Raw genomic sequence first — 14,389 nt, 5'->3', positions numbered from 1 at the left:
CAAGATGTCTATTTAATTGTATTTATCTGATTTCGTCTTTTCATAATAAGCCAGAATATTTCTGCTTATTTTAAAATCACAAAGTTTCTTTTTAACAAGGTACTAATCTTTAAAATTAACCATATTAAAAATAAGTAAATACATTATTCTGGGCATTTTCACTAAAATAATGTAATCATTTCTTGGTTTACATCAGCATACCTGCGACAATCCGCACGTAACTTATAATCCAGATGGATAATTATGAAACTTTTAGTTCGTAACCTAGCTCGTACCACAGCAGAGCATGAAATTCGTGCACTATTTTCAACCCATGGTGCTGTTGCAGAGTGTACGCTTGTACTAGACCAAGAAACAGGCAAGTCGAAAGGGTTCGCATTTGTTGAAATGCCAAATGACGATGAAGCAAAAGCAGCCGTTGCCGCCCTTAACCTGACCAGTTTCGCTAAGAGCAAGATCAGAGTTAAGAGAGCTGAAAGCTAATTCGGCGCCTATTTCTGAACAGCCAGCGTGTGTGAACCCCACGCTGGCTTTTTTCTTTATGGAGCAAACGCTGACTAGCCTGCCCGCAAGGCGAGGATTTTTGATATATCAGAGGTTTCTCGGTACAAGCTCAAGCCTTCTTCCTGTGCATCAATCGCGACTATCGACATCCGGTCAGCCAACTCATTCCCCTCGATGCCAACGTGCCCATTCACATGGTGAATCACCACTGCCTTTTCAATCTCTTGGTAAAGTGCATACATTGATTTGATCAGGTCGAGGTTTTTAATTTCACCACCAGATTTCACCCACCCTTTCGCTTTCCAGCCTTTTGCCCATTGGGTAATACACTGTATCGCATAGGTAGAATCACAATAAATTGCAACGGTATAACCCTTGGCCAGTTTCTCTTTGGCGATCAAAAAAGCCTGATTAAGGCCATTTAACTCTGCGGTATTATTGGTACCCAGTGATTGATAGATGCCATACCACAATTCGGTCAGAGCATTGCTTTCATAAACCGCGAGCCCTGAACCGGCTTCGCCAGGATTGGGATCACTGGCACCATCTGTGAAAATCTTAATTTCAAAAGGCATGTCATCAATTTGAGCTTGGGTAAGCGGTGCTTTCTTAGGTTTACTTGCCTTAGTGGCCGTTTTAATGCTGCCTAGCTTCTTGGCGTCTTTCCCGCCGGAATTCTGGTTGCCAAATGCGCTCTCTGCTTCTTCTTGTGTTGGGAATGACTTGTATTTGGCACCTGCAAATTTATCAACTTGTGCTTTACACTCAGCCCAGGACGTAAAAATCCCCGTTTTCCGACCTTTCCAAACGACATAATACTTTTTAGCCAAGCCAATGATCTCCTTAACAAGATTCTCGAATAGTAATTGTGCGAACAACACAAAGTATATTTCATCGAGAACCTTACATCGACACTCCATATGGCCGTTTAGTCAAATCAGAGTATCTGGCCATCCTTCATCTCTATCTGACGCTGTGCCCGTCCCGCTTTTTCTAGATCATGCGTCACCATAACGACCGTTACACCTTCATTATTGAGCTTTTCAATAATCTGCATGATCTCATCGCCTGTTCTCTGATCTAAGTTACCCGTCGGCTCATCCGCGAGCAAAAGGTAGGGAGAGCCAACCAAGGCCCGCGCAATCGCCACCCTTTGCCGCTCACCGCCGGATAGCTCATGGGGCTTGTGCAAGCCCCGTTTCGATAACCCGACCTTGCCCAAGGCTTCATTTACCTTGCTTTCGCGCTGCTGCCTCGAGAGTTTGCGGTATAACAGAGGCAACTCTATGTTTTCACAAACGTTGAATTGCGGCAGCAAATGGAAAGCCTGGAAAACGAAGCCAATTTGAAAATTTCGGACGTGGGAAAGAGCAAAATCAGACAGGGCATCGACCCGAGTACCATTGAGTACATACCGCCCAGTCGAAGGTGTATCGAGGCAACCAATAATCTGCAACAAGGTTGATTTTCCTGACCCTGAGGTACCTGTGATCGCGATGTATTCCCCTGAGTGAATATCCAAAGAAATTGACCGCAGGGCAACGACATCACTACTACCCATGGCATATACACGGCTAACGGTATCCAGTTGGACCAATGACGACATGTTATCTCCCATAGAGTCCTCCTTATTCCCGTTTCAATGCCCGTATAGGGTCAAGGCGGGAGGCAACCAAGGCAGGATAGAGCCCTGACAATAGCCCCACCAAGCACGCTGATCCTAAAGCTAGAACAATGGCATCTAACGTGATCATCACAGGGAAGTCACGCACTTTTGCCACCACAAACACCAGCACCGCACCCAATGCCAAGCCAGACAGACCGCCAAGGGTCGTCAGGCACGTTGCCTCAATCATAAACTGATTACGGATGTCTTTATGGGTGGCTCCAACAGCGCGCCGCAGGCCAATTTCTTCCGTTCGCTCACGAACCGCCACCAGCATCACATTCATAATACTGATCCCTCCTACAACAAGAGACACAGCAGCAACTGCGGCTAGCCAAAAGGTCATGGAGCGGGTTGCATCTGCCATGCTCTCCTGCAGCTCGGTTAAATCATTGATAACGAAATCATCAGGCTTATGCGCAGGTAACCGGTGTTGTTGGCGTAAAAGTTGTTGGATATGAGCAATGCTCTCGCCGATTTTACTTTGGTCAGCGATGCGGATATGGGCGTAATGAATGCTACCCGGGCGAGTTTGGCTCAAGCCGATAATACGCAGTTTAGCCGTCGACAGAGGGATCAGCACTCGGTCATCTTGATCAAACCCACCGGGTGACTGCCCTTTTCGATTCAACACACCGACAACTTTAAATGGGGTTTTACCGATCCGGATTGTTTTACCGATGGCACTCTCACCCTTGAACAGGGCTTTTTCTACACTCACACCCAGCACCGCAACTTTTTTGGCGCGGCTCTCTTCATAGTCGTTAAACATCCGGCCTTTGGCGATTTCCCACTTTCTCAATGATAAATAGTCTTGAGTCGTACCATGTATCTGGCTGATCCAATTTCGCGCCCCATATATAACCCGCCCTTCGGCATACACAGATGGAGACGTAGCCACAACATTAGGGACAGTATTTCGTATTGCAATGACATCTTCGATTGTGAGCGTCGATGAGTTCCCCTCCATCTGCACTCCCCCGCTTTGCATTGCATCGGGTTCGATAAACAGCAAGTCGGCCCCCAGGCTTTCGACTTGCTGTAAAACTTGGTGCTGGCTACCGGCACCGACACCAATAACGGTTACCACCGCAGTAACACCAATCATAATGCCCAAGATAGTCAGGGCACTGCGAAGCCGGTGGCGGTAGATAATTCTCAGGGCATTCGTTAAATACAACCAATAACTCATAGCAACCAAAACCTAATTTTCATTCAGCGTCGCTGGCTTTGAAGTCATTGACTCCTCAATGCGTGAAGTGTAACTGGCATTGGTTGTCTCAGATGTCTCATCAGTGGCAATCTCAACCACCGCTGTCATCCCCGGCAATAACGGATCCCCATTGTTTTCTACTGACAACACAACAGTGTAAGTAACAACATTGTCAACGACTAAAGGCGCAACCCGAATTTGTTCAACCTTGGCGGTAAAGCGCTGGTCGCCATATGCCGGCACAGTAAATTCGGCTTCTTGCCCAGTACGGATCTGGCCTATATCTGCTTCATCTATCCTTGCGTGTATCTCCATTTCATCCAGGGTATGAGCTATCTTGAATAACCTCGGTGCTTCAAGGCTGGCAGCGACGGTTTGACCACTCATCACCTCTCGTGACAAAACAATCCCATCGATAGGGGCAAGGATTTCTGTTCGGGACAGTGTGACTTTAGCCTCTTCTAGCTCAGCCTGGTGACTGATAACAACGGCCTTGGCTTGCTCCAATTCCGCCTCTGCCACCCAAACATTCGTCTCTGCTTCTTCCAAGCTATTTTCTGATACTGCCTTGCGCTTGTTCAGGGTCTTGATCCGCTTCAAAGAGCGTACCGCTTGGCGCAAAGACGCTTTCTTCATTGCCACCAAGGCTTTTGCGTTAAGCAATGCCGCTTCTGCTTGGCGAATTTGCGCTTCAAAGAACTTAGGGTCTATCTTGGCAATCGGCTGCCCTTTCTGAACAACATCATTAAAATCAACCAATAACTCAATTATGGTGCCTGACACTTCAGAACCAACTTCGACTTCACCGACAGGTTTCAGTGTCCCCGATGCAACCACCAGGTAGTCGTGCTCATAGGCAGGCACATGCTCAGACAAATGCTCAGACATAGGCGCTTCATCTTGCTCAGAGATAACCGAAGGGGAATATTCGACCTCTTCATAGGAATCATTGCACGCTAGAAGCAAAGGGATGATAAGAAAAGTGCGATACCAGTAAGAAGAAAACATCAAAGATATAACTCCAAATGACAAGTCATATAATTTCTACAGTCCATATGGGTAAAATAAAGCGAGCCAGCGGCAGCTCAAGTAGCTACCGCTAGCTTAAATTTAATTAACTACCATATGCCTTGTAATAACATTTCTTGGAGCTGTACTTCTTGGAGCCGTAGTATTTCTTGCTCGATTTACAGACTTTCTTAGGCTTCTTGGCTTTTTTCTTGTATGTCTTCTTGTACTCTTTTTTGTACTTGTAGTCATACTTGTATTCTGACTTATAGTCATGTTTGTAATAGGATTTAGAATTGTATGCGTGAGCACCTGTTGATGCGGCTGCCAGTGCAAAAGCAGTGAAAATGCCAACTAATTTAATATTCATTGGGATAGTATCCTAAATAACTATAACCGATGTTACTCCTGTAAGGGTGTGTCTATTCCCTTAGGCACGGTAATATTTATAGGTAGACGCTGAAAAATACGCAAAGAAATATGGCAAATAGCAATCCCAACATTGAGACCACCAATTAAAAAACCATAAATTACAACACCTTAAATACACACAGCAAAATAAAGAATAATAAATCAATAAAATAAATCTATTTCAGGCCATCATAACCATAAAGTATTAACCATAAAACAACATCAATTACCAAATAAAAACCTGACTAAGCATAAGGTATTAACCAAAAGGACAGGAGCATAAAAACAAAAATAGGACAAGTTCTCACGAGACAGAATTAATATAACTTTTTTATCATCATTTAATAAGCATCATTATTTATTTTGATAAGAAACAATCATTAAACACATTAAAATGACAAAATAATCTTTAAAGTACAAATATGTCAGACAGTCTCATGATACGTCTAACAAGATAGATATAGAACAATAATGAGAATAAATAGCTAATATCGTTCAATTTAAAGTTATCACCTTCCAATTAGACTTACCGTTAGGTGCTATGAAATGCTAATTAGTGTGGGTAGGCCAACGACTTAAATACATATCATTCGTAACAGAAAAAACACTTCAGTAACAGTGAAGCCAGCTCTTAGTCTGCAAAAATAAAGGCCAACTCAAAGAGCTGGCCTACTTAGTTATTCCTGAATAGAGATGACAGGTTATTTCTGCTTCGTTTTCACCCGCTTGATCTTGTTCATCACCGGATACCCGTCATCAATCAGTTCATTAACGAACGTTGAGGGCTTTTCAGGCTCGGCACACACCCAGACATGCTTCTTAGCTCGGGTAAGGGCAACATAGAACAGGCGGCGCTCTTCGGCATCGGTAAAGCTTTCGCCTCGCGCCTGAAGGCAAGCTGCCAAGCCAGTATCGCGGTCTGGCGCTGGGAATACACCACGGTTCACATCAAGCACAAACACAAAGTCGGCTTCTCGGCCTTTACTGGCATGGCAGGTCATAAAGTTAATGCCTAGGTGCGGCCATTTTTCCTGCCATTGCTTGAGCTTCTCAGGGCGCTGGTTATTGTTGCGCCCCAGCAGCAAGGTGGTCACTTCGCCTTTTTGCTGCGAGGCAAGTTGCGCCAATTCCTGATCAATCAAATCCTGGCACAGCAAGGTCACCGCTTTTCGCTTCTGTTTCTTGAAACTGGTGAGATCTTTTTTCAGCTGGTTCGGGTTCTGCTGAATAAAGGCATTGGCGACTTCACCAATCATGCTGTTAAAGCGATACGTAGTATCTAGCTCAGTAATGTGGCTAGCACCGAAGCGCTGCTCGAAACCGGTCGTCAGGTTCACATCTGCACCCGCGAAGCGATAGATTGCCTGCCAGTCATCACCCACAGCAAACAAGGTTGGCCTGTTGTCTTTCTCACTGGCATGGCAAAGCGCTTCGATAAGCGCCAAACGGTGCGGGGAGATATCTTGGTATTCGTCAACCATGACAAACTGCCACGGCGGCGTGAACTTGCCCTCTTTGACGTATTCCGTTGCCCTTTGGATCATGGTATTGAAGTCAATCTGCTTGTTGGCTTTTAGGTACTGCTCATACGCACGGTAACAAGGCCACAACAGAGCCAGCTCACTTTTCATCCGGGCACGAGCCGATTCATTCTCGTGCTTTTCAATACTTTCAACCAACTGTGACTTGTTCGCGCCACGCTGGCCGATCAATTCTATATGTCGCCATACCCAAGCTGCCAGCTGTTCGCTCTTGGCCTGCTTTTCCATTGAGTTTTCAGCTTTGAAGCCAGGAATACGCCATTGGGTCAGGTGTTTCTGCCAGCGTTTGGCAGACGCGGCGGTTTCCCATTGCTCGGTCAGCACCTGCGCAATCCATTTGGCACGTTCCTTCTCATCCAGAGTGACAGGGGATACACTCGGCATCTCGCTCTCTACCGCCTTGATGATTTGGGTGCCCAAGCTGTGGAAGGTCGCCACCTTTATCCGGTCGCTGACTTTCGCCGCCAAGCGCTCACTCATCTCTTCAGCGGCTTTGCGGCCAAAGGCCAGCATCAGGATTTCTTCTGGCTGGCATTGCTGGTTAGCAATCAAGTAGGCGGCACGGGCGACCAATACGCTGGTTTTACCGGTACCAGCACCAGCCAGTACCAAGTTATGGTCTTGGTTGATCAAGACAGCTTCACGCTGTGAAGGGTTCAACGGCGAGGATTCAAACTTATCGAACCACGATGACCACTTCTCGGTTTCTTTTTCCAGCCATTGGCTATTGGCTTCTTCCACCCACTCTTCGTTGCCTTCAAGCCAAGGCTCGACCTTCTCGAACGCCAATGGACGGAAAGATCCTGCCAGTTCACGGGTCAGCCCAGTCGAAGCCAAAGCGTTCTCAAGATAACGGTACAGTTGGCGGTGGGACGATTCGCGCAGATAGCCCTCTGCTTCGGCATAACTATCAATACGCCCGAGCATTTCTGGCAGCAGCTTATCAAGCTTTTCTACTCGGCCTTGTGCCCAGTTACGGTAAGCTTCAAGCAACATATTGGCAAACGCCTTACATTGCTGCCAAGGCAAACCATGTACCGTCCAGCAATATTCCTGATCAGCAGAGGTCAGTTCAAAACTACCCCATAACACGCCGCGATGAACATCTATCGCGCCATCCCATTCATCAAAGGGAATTTCTTCTGTTTCTGTCTGGCTATCAAGCACCAAACAATTGTCACCAAGAGCAATACTGCAATAATCACCTTGGGCGAGCCATTGGGCCAACCACCCTGCTGTCAAACGCATTCTGTCACCAACACTCAACTTACTTCTGCTACTACGCTAGCTTTTGCGCGCGTTATTAGACATTGTGTAGCCTATTAACGAAAAAACGACTTGGACTTAGAGTACCAAGTTCTATAGATATACCCTAGCGTCCAAAAAATCTTTTGCGTAAAATTTCTGCCAAAAATTAAGGTGTTCAGGCCTTTAAAGGCGAAATTTCCAGTGTTTTGACGGGTATTTATACAAGCTGAGGTTTAAGTTCGCGGCTGTTGATCACTGATGGATATAGTGCTTTCCTCGAACAAAATTTAAGCGAGGAACAGCAATACGCACTTCATAACAGTATTTTTTATAGGGATTTATACCGCTTGAGAACTGAAGTTTGCTATCTTTAGCGCTTCACTAGGAAGACCATAAAAACAATGACAAATAGCCGCTTACAATTGACCTTGCGTCGTTACTGGGCAAACGACCGGATTAACTACAGCATACGTGTGCTTATCGCCCTCGTTGGGGTTGCTCTCCCCTGTTGGTATCTAGAAGCTACTTCTGAAGTCACTCCTTTAGTACTGGGGATCATTGCCTCGGCACTGGCTGAAACCGATGATAATTTAACCGGACGCATCAAAGCCTTAATTACTACTTTGCTTTGTTTTGTTCTGGCTTCTTTCTCTATAGAGATCTTGTTCCCCTACCCGCCGCTATTTGCTATCGGGCTATTTACCTCCACCTTTGGTTTTATCATGCTGGGCTCAATGGGGGCGCGATACGCTAGCATCGCTTTTGCTTCATTGCTACTAGCGGTTTACACAATGCTGGGAGCCGATCAAAGCACGAATTTATGGTACCAGCCGATGCTGCTGCTCGGTGGCGCAACTTGGTATGGCCTGCTGTCACTGAGCTGGCAGATTTTGTGGCCTAACCAACCGGTTCAGCAAAGCCTGTCAAAAGTCTTTACCGAGCTAGCCTGCTACCTCGATAGCAAAAGCCAACTCTTCGAACCTGTTGCTGATTTAGTTCCACAACCACTCAGGCTGCAAGCGGCAACCAAGAATGCCAAAGTGGTTAGTGCGTTAAATGATGCCAAGGCGACCTTGCTCCACCGTGCCCGCCGCGGCCACCCAAATGAAACCGGCGATAAATTCCTCAAGATCTATTTCTTGGTGCAGGATATCCACGAGCGTGCCAGCTCTTCCCACTACCGCTACCAAGACTTGGCTGCGGAATTCCAGCGCAGTGATGTCCTGTTCCGTTTCCAGCGCTTGCTTACCCAGCAAGCCAAAGCCTGCCGTGAAATCTCCCACGCCTTGGCGATGGGAAAACCTTATAGCCATGGTATCGAAAGCGTCAAAGCCTTGGATGAACTGCAAGAATCTTTGCTATACCTTAAAGCCCAAAATGCCCCTCGGCGCCGGGTGTTCATCAACCAGCTGGAGTACCTGTTCAACAACCTTGCCACGGTAGAACGCCAGCTATCGAACGTCAGCAACCCGGATGTCTCGACCACAGACAGCACCCGTGATAATGAGCTATCAGATAACGAAGCGCGCAGCATGAAAGAGCGCTGGCAGCGTATCCGTGCCCAGCTTGACCCAAGCTCGATGCTTTTCCGTCATGCATTGCGAATGGCAATTGCCCTTACCGTGGGTTACGGCATCATTCTCGGCCTCGATTTAGAGCGCGGATACTGGATATTGCTGACCACCCTCTTTGTCTGCCAGCCTAACTATAGTGCAACCCGACAAAGGCTAAAACAGCGTGTCATTGGCACCTTGGCCGGTTTGCTGATTGGTATGCCATTGCTGTACCTGTTCCCTGGACAGGAAGGCCAACTAGTATTGATGGTGTTCACCGGTGTGATGTTCTTTGCCTTCCGTACCGCCAACTATGGCGTGGCCACCATGTTTATCACCTTGTTGGTGCTGTTTTGCTTCAACCAGCTTGGCGAAGGCTTTGCAGTCGTATTGCCTCGTCTCGGTGATACGCTGCTGGGCTGCTTGCTTGCGGTATTGGCGGTGAGCTTTATCTTGCCGGATTGGCAAGCCCGTCGACTGCACAAAGTAATGGCAACCGCAGTCGAAACCAACCGAGACTACCTGGCGCAAATTATTGGTCAGTATCGAATTGGTAAGAAAGACAGCTTGAATTACCGCATTGCCCGCCGTGATGCCCACAATACCGATGCCCAGCTCAGTACGGCGATCAGCAACATGCTGCTGGAGCCCGGGCGCTACCGCATGGCAACAGATGAGAGCTTCCGCTTCCTGACACTCAACCACGCCATGCTAAGTTATATCTCAGCGCTCGGAGCCCACCGTACCCAATTGGAAGATGAAAGTACGCACCACTTGGTCTCGCAAGCCCATCGGCAAATCCACCAGCATTTGGACTGCTTGGCGGCTCAGTTGGCAGGCAACCACTGTGCCCAGGCACCGGAATCGGATAGCGAGCTGGATCAGCGCCTATCGCTATGGCGCGATGAGGATTCAACCTCTGCCCGGATGGTACTGCAGCAATTGCACCTGATCCAACGCATGCTGCCTGAGCTTCACTCACTGGCCAACAAGCTGGCAGCGAGGACGAACGAGTCGTCTCAGGCTGACAATGAAAAAGCCGCGTAAATAGTAATAAATTAACCCTAAATTGCGGGGTATAGATAAGCGCCATCACTAACTGCTATCATCTACGACAGTGTTTGTGATGGCGTTTTTGTTATTCCTTATCAAAACTATTCTTTATCGAAGCTGTCGACAACGATAGCCCCCATCGAGGCTGGCATGGCGATAACAATAATACGTTTGAACGATGTCACTGGGTCTGACAGCAAGGGAAGCTTATCCAATGCGAGCAAGATGAGAGAAACCACTATAGCGGTAATGAGGTAGGCGATAACAATACGAAAGACAAAACCTGCCAGCCGGTGCTTTACGTTACCCTGGAAGACACTTTCGTAGGTAAAGACACCTAAGAAGAACACCGCTAGGCAAAACAGCATGACCAAATTTGGCGTGGGTAAGGTTTCACCTAGCCGCCATGCTTCTTCTGAAAAGGAAATAGGGACAGCAAGGGCAAATGCGCCGACACACACTTGGCTTGCGTCCTCCATATTAAAATTTAACATGATGTTATCCAGCAAAAATACCGTACAACACCATCATGGCTCATTGCATAACAAAAAGATAAATTTGTTTCTGCGCCAAGCGCTAAGTAATAAGAATTAACCAGCAGCCGCCACAAACGCCATCTCAACCAAGAGGTTCGGATCAGCTAGCTCGACTTTGACACAAGCCCTACTTGGTGCGCAGCCTTCTGGCAGCCACGCTTCCCAAGCGGTATTCAACGCATCGAAATTGGCAAAATCGGTGACGTAGATAGTCACAGACAACAGTCGGGATTTATCACTGCCAACACTGGCCAGCATCTCTTCGGCCTGGGCAAAAATCTGGTTAACCTGACCGGTCATATCGGCGCTGGTATCTTGCTCTGCCACTTCGACAAAATGGGCAATGCCATTGAAAACCGTTACATCTGACCAACGCTTGGTCGGGTTAATACGCTGAATATCCATGCTACTTTCCTTTGATACCCAAAGTTTGGCACTTGGGTTTATTGATTGTTAGGACGATATAATAGCGAAAAATCGTCTTGGCAGAATCTGCTAACTCACTCAGAAACGTAACTATTTATAAATGCCAAGTTATAAGTAACGAGTTATAAGTCCCAGGTTATATTTGCCAAGCTGCGCGGCTAATACACTGATTCAAAATTCGAGAAACTTAACGGTACTGCGCCTCTACCAAAGGCTTGCCTTCACTATTGATTAGCCTTAGCTCACCTTCCCCCTCCTTCCCTTCGCAAATCTCCAATTCTGCCGTTGAAGGCAAAAACGCCGGGCGACGGAAGATAAACTCAGCGTGACTAATTGGGGATTCAATCGCAGCAAACATCCGAGCAACTGAGTACATGCCGTGGATGATCGGTGCCTTAAAGCCAAATGGCTTTGCGGTTAGCCAATGAAGATGAATAGGATTGTAATCCCCGGAGACAGCTGCATACCTTCTTGCCATCTTAGGTGTCAGCGCTAACGTTTCCAGTTTCGTCCAAGCTGGCGATTGTTCATCAACATCATCTGATGAATCGGTTGGTTTTTTCCGGTTATTAGAGGCTGGCGGATTGCCTCGCAACAGGCAGCGGCTGCGATAACTCGCCTGATAAGTGCCATCTAGGGCAAAACGCCCCTCAAGCTCAAACTCCAAGCCTTTGTCTGTTTGAATGCATTCAATAACACCCAGCGTGAAATCGTAACCCTTGCCGATTTGCAATGGTGTTTGCTGATGGAAGCTGACATGGGTATGGATCATTCCCAGAAGTTTAAGAGAAACGGATGGATGGGTAAGGAGCAGTAACTGTGCAGGTTGAGTAGCCACAAATAGATAAGGAAGAAAAAGCTTATCTTGCGGCAAACCACAGCAAAGGTTGTAGCGATTGACACTATCTTTATTAAAAGTAAAACCATCGATAGCCACGGTTATCGATGGCAAAGGCTCGCATCCCTTTTTCAGCATAGCCTTGGCCAATAACGACACTGAAGACGGTAGCTGGTTTTGCTTGATACGAATCGTTGTCACACGCTGTTCCTTTCGTTGTGGCGTAAAGTAAAAAACCGAGCTTAGCCCGGTTTTTACATCATATTATTTTATCCAAGTCATCTTACTTGAATAATGGCTTCTCAGCTGGCGATAGCTCCAGCTCTTCAACTAAAGAAGTGAGATATAAATGCGCAACCTTAGCAAGACTCGGATAGAACGGCGAAATCCCTTCTACCTGCTGCATAACTTCAAGGTAGCGGAATGCCCAAGGCAACAGATGTTGCTCCAGCAGTTCAGCGCTGGCATCAAACTTTTCGGATTCCAACAACTGGGCAAAAGCCAATAGCATCAAACCAAATTGATCATCTGGCTCTCGCATTTGGGTATCGAGCGCTATGCCACTGCTCGCCAGAAAGCGGCGATATTCAACGGTAGACTCTCCCATCACAATACTTTCTCTATCGAGATAAACAGAACCCCACGGTGGCGCTGGCATTTCGCCAAGCCCTTCAAATAACGCGCTAAACTCTTGGGCTAACGCTTCATGCTTTTCTTCATGCCTAGCTTCATCTTGAACCTCTGCAATCATCGCTTGGACAAGGGTTTGAACCTTATCTTGATACTGGGGTTCGAAATGCTCAGGAAGATCGGTAAGTGCCGGAAGAATTGCTTCAGCTGAAGGATGGGAAGGCGAGTAATAAAACAGAAAGCCTAGGATCCTAGGTACAAGGGTGATCATCAATTTTTACCTTGCGGTTGTCATCAGTAACACTAATCTCTATTTGTCACTGCCCACTTACCCATTAAAGAAGTGGGCAGTAAAAGCATCAGCTTACATCGGGATTGCCCAAAGATTATAGAAGGCAACGCGGCCAATCAGCTCACCAACAAGCATGACACCTGCACCGGCAATCAACAATGGCTTTGCTGCGCCTTTCTGGCTGAAGATACCACAGCCAATCAGTACAGCAACCAGCAGTGCGACAGCTTGTGCACCCCATAGGCCATACTGGTTTACAGCCAATTCAGGTGCAGCCTGAGTAACAAAGCCAATGTAATCAGGCTTCGCCGCCAGGGAAACCAAAGCACCGACAGCCAAGGTCGCAAAACCCAGCTTGTGAGCGCCCAGCATCAAGGCGAACGCACCACCAGCAACCAGCACCGTCAGCCACATCTGCAGTGAAGTATGGGCAGTATCCCAACTTGCCACTGTTGCCAACTGGTATACCTGCGGGATAGACCAAGCGAATAGCAAACCCGTTAATACTGTCGCTTTGTTCGCCAGCTTATACAGAGACGCTTTCTCCGGCATGAAACTCAGCACGACGGTTGCCACCGCGCACGCCATAAACACACCACTCAAGATGATCTCGTTGCTCATTGGCGAACGGCCTAAGCCGAACAGCAGGTTGAACGCACGTAGCGGTTGCCCCATATGCAAGCCACCGATTGCCGAACCAACCAACAGCAAAACTGCCGCAACAATATTGGCTGTTTTCAGCTGCACATCACTGATTTGCTTGGTGGTGAAAGCCAACAGTGACAATAGGAAGATCCCCACTGCAGCCTGGCCGAATACCGTGAAAAAGACTAATGGTAATTCATGCATGGCTTAGATCTCCTCTGGGTTCAGTACAGCGCCTGTCGAATCCCCTGTCGGGCGCGAATCAGCATGAGCTTTAACAACCAAGTTAGGTTTGGTCATTGATGGGTTTGGCAGCGGTGCAATGGCATTCTGCTGGCCGTAACGCTCACGCAGTACCTGAATTTCATCAAAATCCAACGCACGCTGTGGGCACGAATCGACACAAACTGGCTTTTTGCCTTCGGCAACACGCTCAAAACAGCCGTCACACTTAGACATGACTTTTTTCTCGGCATCGAACTGCGGCGCGCCATAAGGACAGCGCATTTCACAGTAGCGGCAGCCTACACAGGCATCTTGATTAACCACGACCAGGCCGTCTTCCTTACGTTTGTGCATCGCACCGGTTGGGCAACCTGCCACGCAAGTTGGCTCATCACAGTGGTTACAAGAAATAGACAAGTAGTAGTTGAATACATCTTGTGTCCAGGTATTGCCGTCTTTCTTCCAAATACCGCCACCGTACTCATAGACACGGCGGAATTTAGGACCGATATCCTGATCCTTCTCGTCCTTACAACTTACCGAACAGGTTTTACAGCCAGTACACTTCGCTGAGTCTACGAAAAAACCGTATTGCTTCAT

At 47.4% G+C, this 14,389-nt stretch carries 14 protein-coding genes; 2 read left to right on the top strand and 12 right to left on the bottom strand.

Going from position 1 to position 14,389, the window contains the following annotated elements; all coding sequences use genetic code 11:
- Positions 1-243 precede the first annotated feature (243 nt).
- Entirely contained in the window at positions 244-483 is a 240-nt protein-coding gene (locus ACXAGQ_RS12800) for an RNA recognition motif domain-containing protein (RefSeq protein ID WP_475254209.1), read from the top strand.
- 74 nt (positions 484-557) lie between these two features.
- Here the strand turns inward: ACXAGQ_RS12800 and ACXAGQ_RS12795 are convergent, their stop codons facing one another.
- From ACXAGQ_RS12795 to helD, 6 genes are all read right to left on the bottom strand, one after another.
- On the bottom strand, positions 558-1,334 hold the full coding sequence (locus ACXAGQ_RS12795; protein ID WP_475254208.1) for a ribonuclease H1 domain-containing protein: 777 nt from the start codon (positions 1,332-1,334) through the stop codon (positions 558-560).
- A 107-nt stretch (positions 1,335-1,441) separates the two neighbouring features.
- On the bottom strand, positions 1,442-2,122 hold the full coding sequence (locus tag ACXAGQ_RS12790; RefSeq protein WP_475254206.1) for an ABC transporter ATP-binding protein: 681 nt from the start codon (positions 2,120-2,122) through the stop codon (positions 1,442-1,444).
- A 10-nt stretch (positions 2,123-2,132) separates the two neighbouring features.
- Complete coding sequence (locus ACXAGQ_RS12785) at positions 2,133-3,362, bottom strand: ABC transporter permease (protein WP_475254205.1); 1,230 nt, start codon at positions 3,360-3,362, stop codon at positions 2,133-2,135.
- 12 nt (positions 3,363-3,374) lie between these two features.
- The gene (locus ACXAGQ_RS12780) at positions 3,375-4,391 is read right to left on the bottom strand and encodes an efflux RND transporter periplasmic adaptor subunit (protein ID WP_475254203.1); all 1,017 of its coding nucleotides are present in this window, start codon (positions 4,389-4,391) and stop codon (positions 3,375-3,377) included.
- Positions 4,392-4,497: 106 nt separating this feature from the next.
- A complete protein-coding gene (locus ACXAGQ_RS12775) occupies positions 4,498-4,761 on the bottom strand; it encodes a hypothetical protein (RefSeq protein WP_475254202.1) in 264 nt (87 codons plus the stop codon).
- Between the two features lie 742 nt (positions 4,762-5,503).
- Positions 5,504-7,591 carry a DNA helicase IV gene (gene helD, locus ACXAGQ_RS12770; protein WP_475254201.1) on the bottom strand — a complete coding sequence of 696 codons (2,088 nt, stop codon included), beginning with the start codon at positions 7,589-7,591 and terminating at the stop codon, positions 5,504-5,506.
- A 401-nt stretch (positions 7,592-7,992) separates the two neighbouring features.
- On the opposite strand from helD, the gene yccS reads away from it, so the two are divergent.
- On the top strand, positions 7,993-10,191 hold the full coding sequence (gene yccS, locus ACXAGQ_RS12765; RefSeq protein WP_475254200.1) for a YccS family putative transporter: 2,199 nt from the start codon (positions 7,993-7,995) through the stop codon (positions 10,189-10,191).
- A gap of 107 nt (positions 10,192-10,298) precedes the next feature.
- Here the strand turns inward: yccS and ACXAGQ_RS12760 are convergent, their stop codons facing one another.
- The 6 genes from ACXAGQ_RS12760 to ACXAGQ_RS12735 form a co-directional block, all read right to left on the bottom strand.
- Positions 10,299-10,694, bottom strand: coding sequence for a DUF2391 family protein (locus ACXAGQ_RS12760; RefSeq protein WP_222550404.1), 396 nt, complete (start codon positions 10,692-10,694; stop codon positions 10,299-10,301).
- Between the two features lie 93 nt (positions 10,695-10,787).
- The gene (locus ACXAGQ_RS12755; RefSeq protein WP_475241804.1) at positions 10,788-11,138 is read right to left on the bottom strand and encodes a RidA family protein; all 351 of its coding nucleotides are present in this window, start codon (positions 11,136-11,138) and stop codon (positions 10,788-10,790) included.
- A 208-nt stretch (positions 11,139-11,346) separates the two neighbouring features.
- A complete protein-coding gene (locus ACXAGQ_RS12750; protein WP_475254198.1) occupies positions 11,347-12,198 on the bottom strand; it encodes a MaoC family dehydratase in 852 nt (283 codons plus the stop codon).
- An 82-nt stretch (positions 12,199-12,280) separates the two neighbouring features.
- Positions 12,281-12,898, bottom strand: a complete 618-nt coding sequence (locus ACXAGQ_RS12745; protein WP_475254197.1) for a molecular chaperone TorD family protein — start codon at positions 12,896-12,898, stop codon at positions 12,281-12,283.
- 93 nt (positions 12,899-12,991) lie between these two features.
- Entirely contained in the window at positions 12,992-13,768 is a 777-nt protein-coding gene (locus ACXAGQ_RS12740; RefSeq protein ID WP_475254195.1) for a dimethyl sulfoxide reductase anchor subunit family protein, read from the bottom strand.
- A 3-nt stretch (positions 13,769-13,771) separates the two neighbouring features.
- On the bottom strand, positions 13,772-14,389 hold the full coding sequence (locus ACXAGQ_RS12735; RefSeq protein ID WP_107300087.1) for a DMSO/selenate family reductase complex B subunit: 618 nt from the start codon (positions 14,387-14,389) through the stop codon (positions 13,772-13,774).

The organism is Photobacterium sp. ABD4_091 (assembly GCF_056160145.1).
The sequence above is the reverse complement of the archived record's forward strand: the minus strand, read 5'-3'. Positions and strand labels throughout refer to the sequence as shown.

What these genes read in the sequence shown, in the direction of transcription:
- ACXAGQ_RS12800 (WP_475254209.1), top strand. Translation starts at nt 244, where the DNA reads ATGAAACTTTTAGTTCGTAACCTAGCTCGTACCACAGCAGAGCATGAA.
- ACXAGQ_RS12790 (WP_475254206.1), bottom strand. Translation starts at nt 2,122, where the DNA reads ATGGGAGATAACATGTCGTCATTGGTCCAACTGGATACCGTTAGCCGT.
- ACXAGQ_RS12785 (WP_475254205.1), bottom strand. Translation starts at nt 3,362, where the DNA reads ATGAGTTATTGGTTGTATTTAACGAATGCCCTGAGAATTATCTACCGC.
- ACXAGQ_RS12780 (WP_475254203.1), bottom strand. Translation starts at nt 4,391, where the DNA reads ATGTTTTCTTCTTACTGGTATCGCACTTTTCTTATCATCCCTTTGCTT.
- ACXAGQ_RS12775 (WP_475254202.1), bottom strand. Translation starts at nt 4,761, where the DNA reads ATGAATATTAAATTAGTTGGCATTTTCACTGCTTTTGCACTGGCAGCC.
- helD (WP_475254201.1), bottom strand. Translation starts at nt 7,591, where the DNA reads ATGCGTTTGACAGCAGGGTGGTTGGCCCAATGGCTCGCCCAAGGTGAT.
- yccS (WP_475254200.1), top strand. Translation starts at nt 7,993, where the DNA reads ATGACAAATAGCCGCTTACAATTGACCTTGCGTCGTTACTGGGCAAAC.
- ACXAGQ_RS12755 (WP_475241804.1), bottom strand. Translation starts at nt 11,138, where the DNA reads ATGGATATTCAGCGTATTAACCCGACCAAGCGTTGGTCAGATGTAACG.
- ACXAGQ_RS12745 (WP_475254197.1), bottom strand. Translation starts at nt 12,898, where the DNA reads ATGATCACCCTTGTACCTAGGATCCTAGGCTTTCTGTTTTATTACTCG.
- ACXAGQ_RS12740 (WP_475254195.1), bottom strand. Translation starts at nt 13,768, where the DNA reads ATGCATGAATTACCATTAGTCTTTTTCACGGTATTCGGCCAGGCTGCA.
- ACXAGQ_RS12735 (WP_107300087.1), bottom strand. Translation starts at nt 14,389, where the DNA reads ATGAAGCAATACGGTTTTTTCGTAGACTCAGCGAAGTGTACTGGCTGT.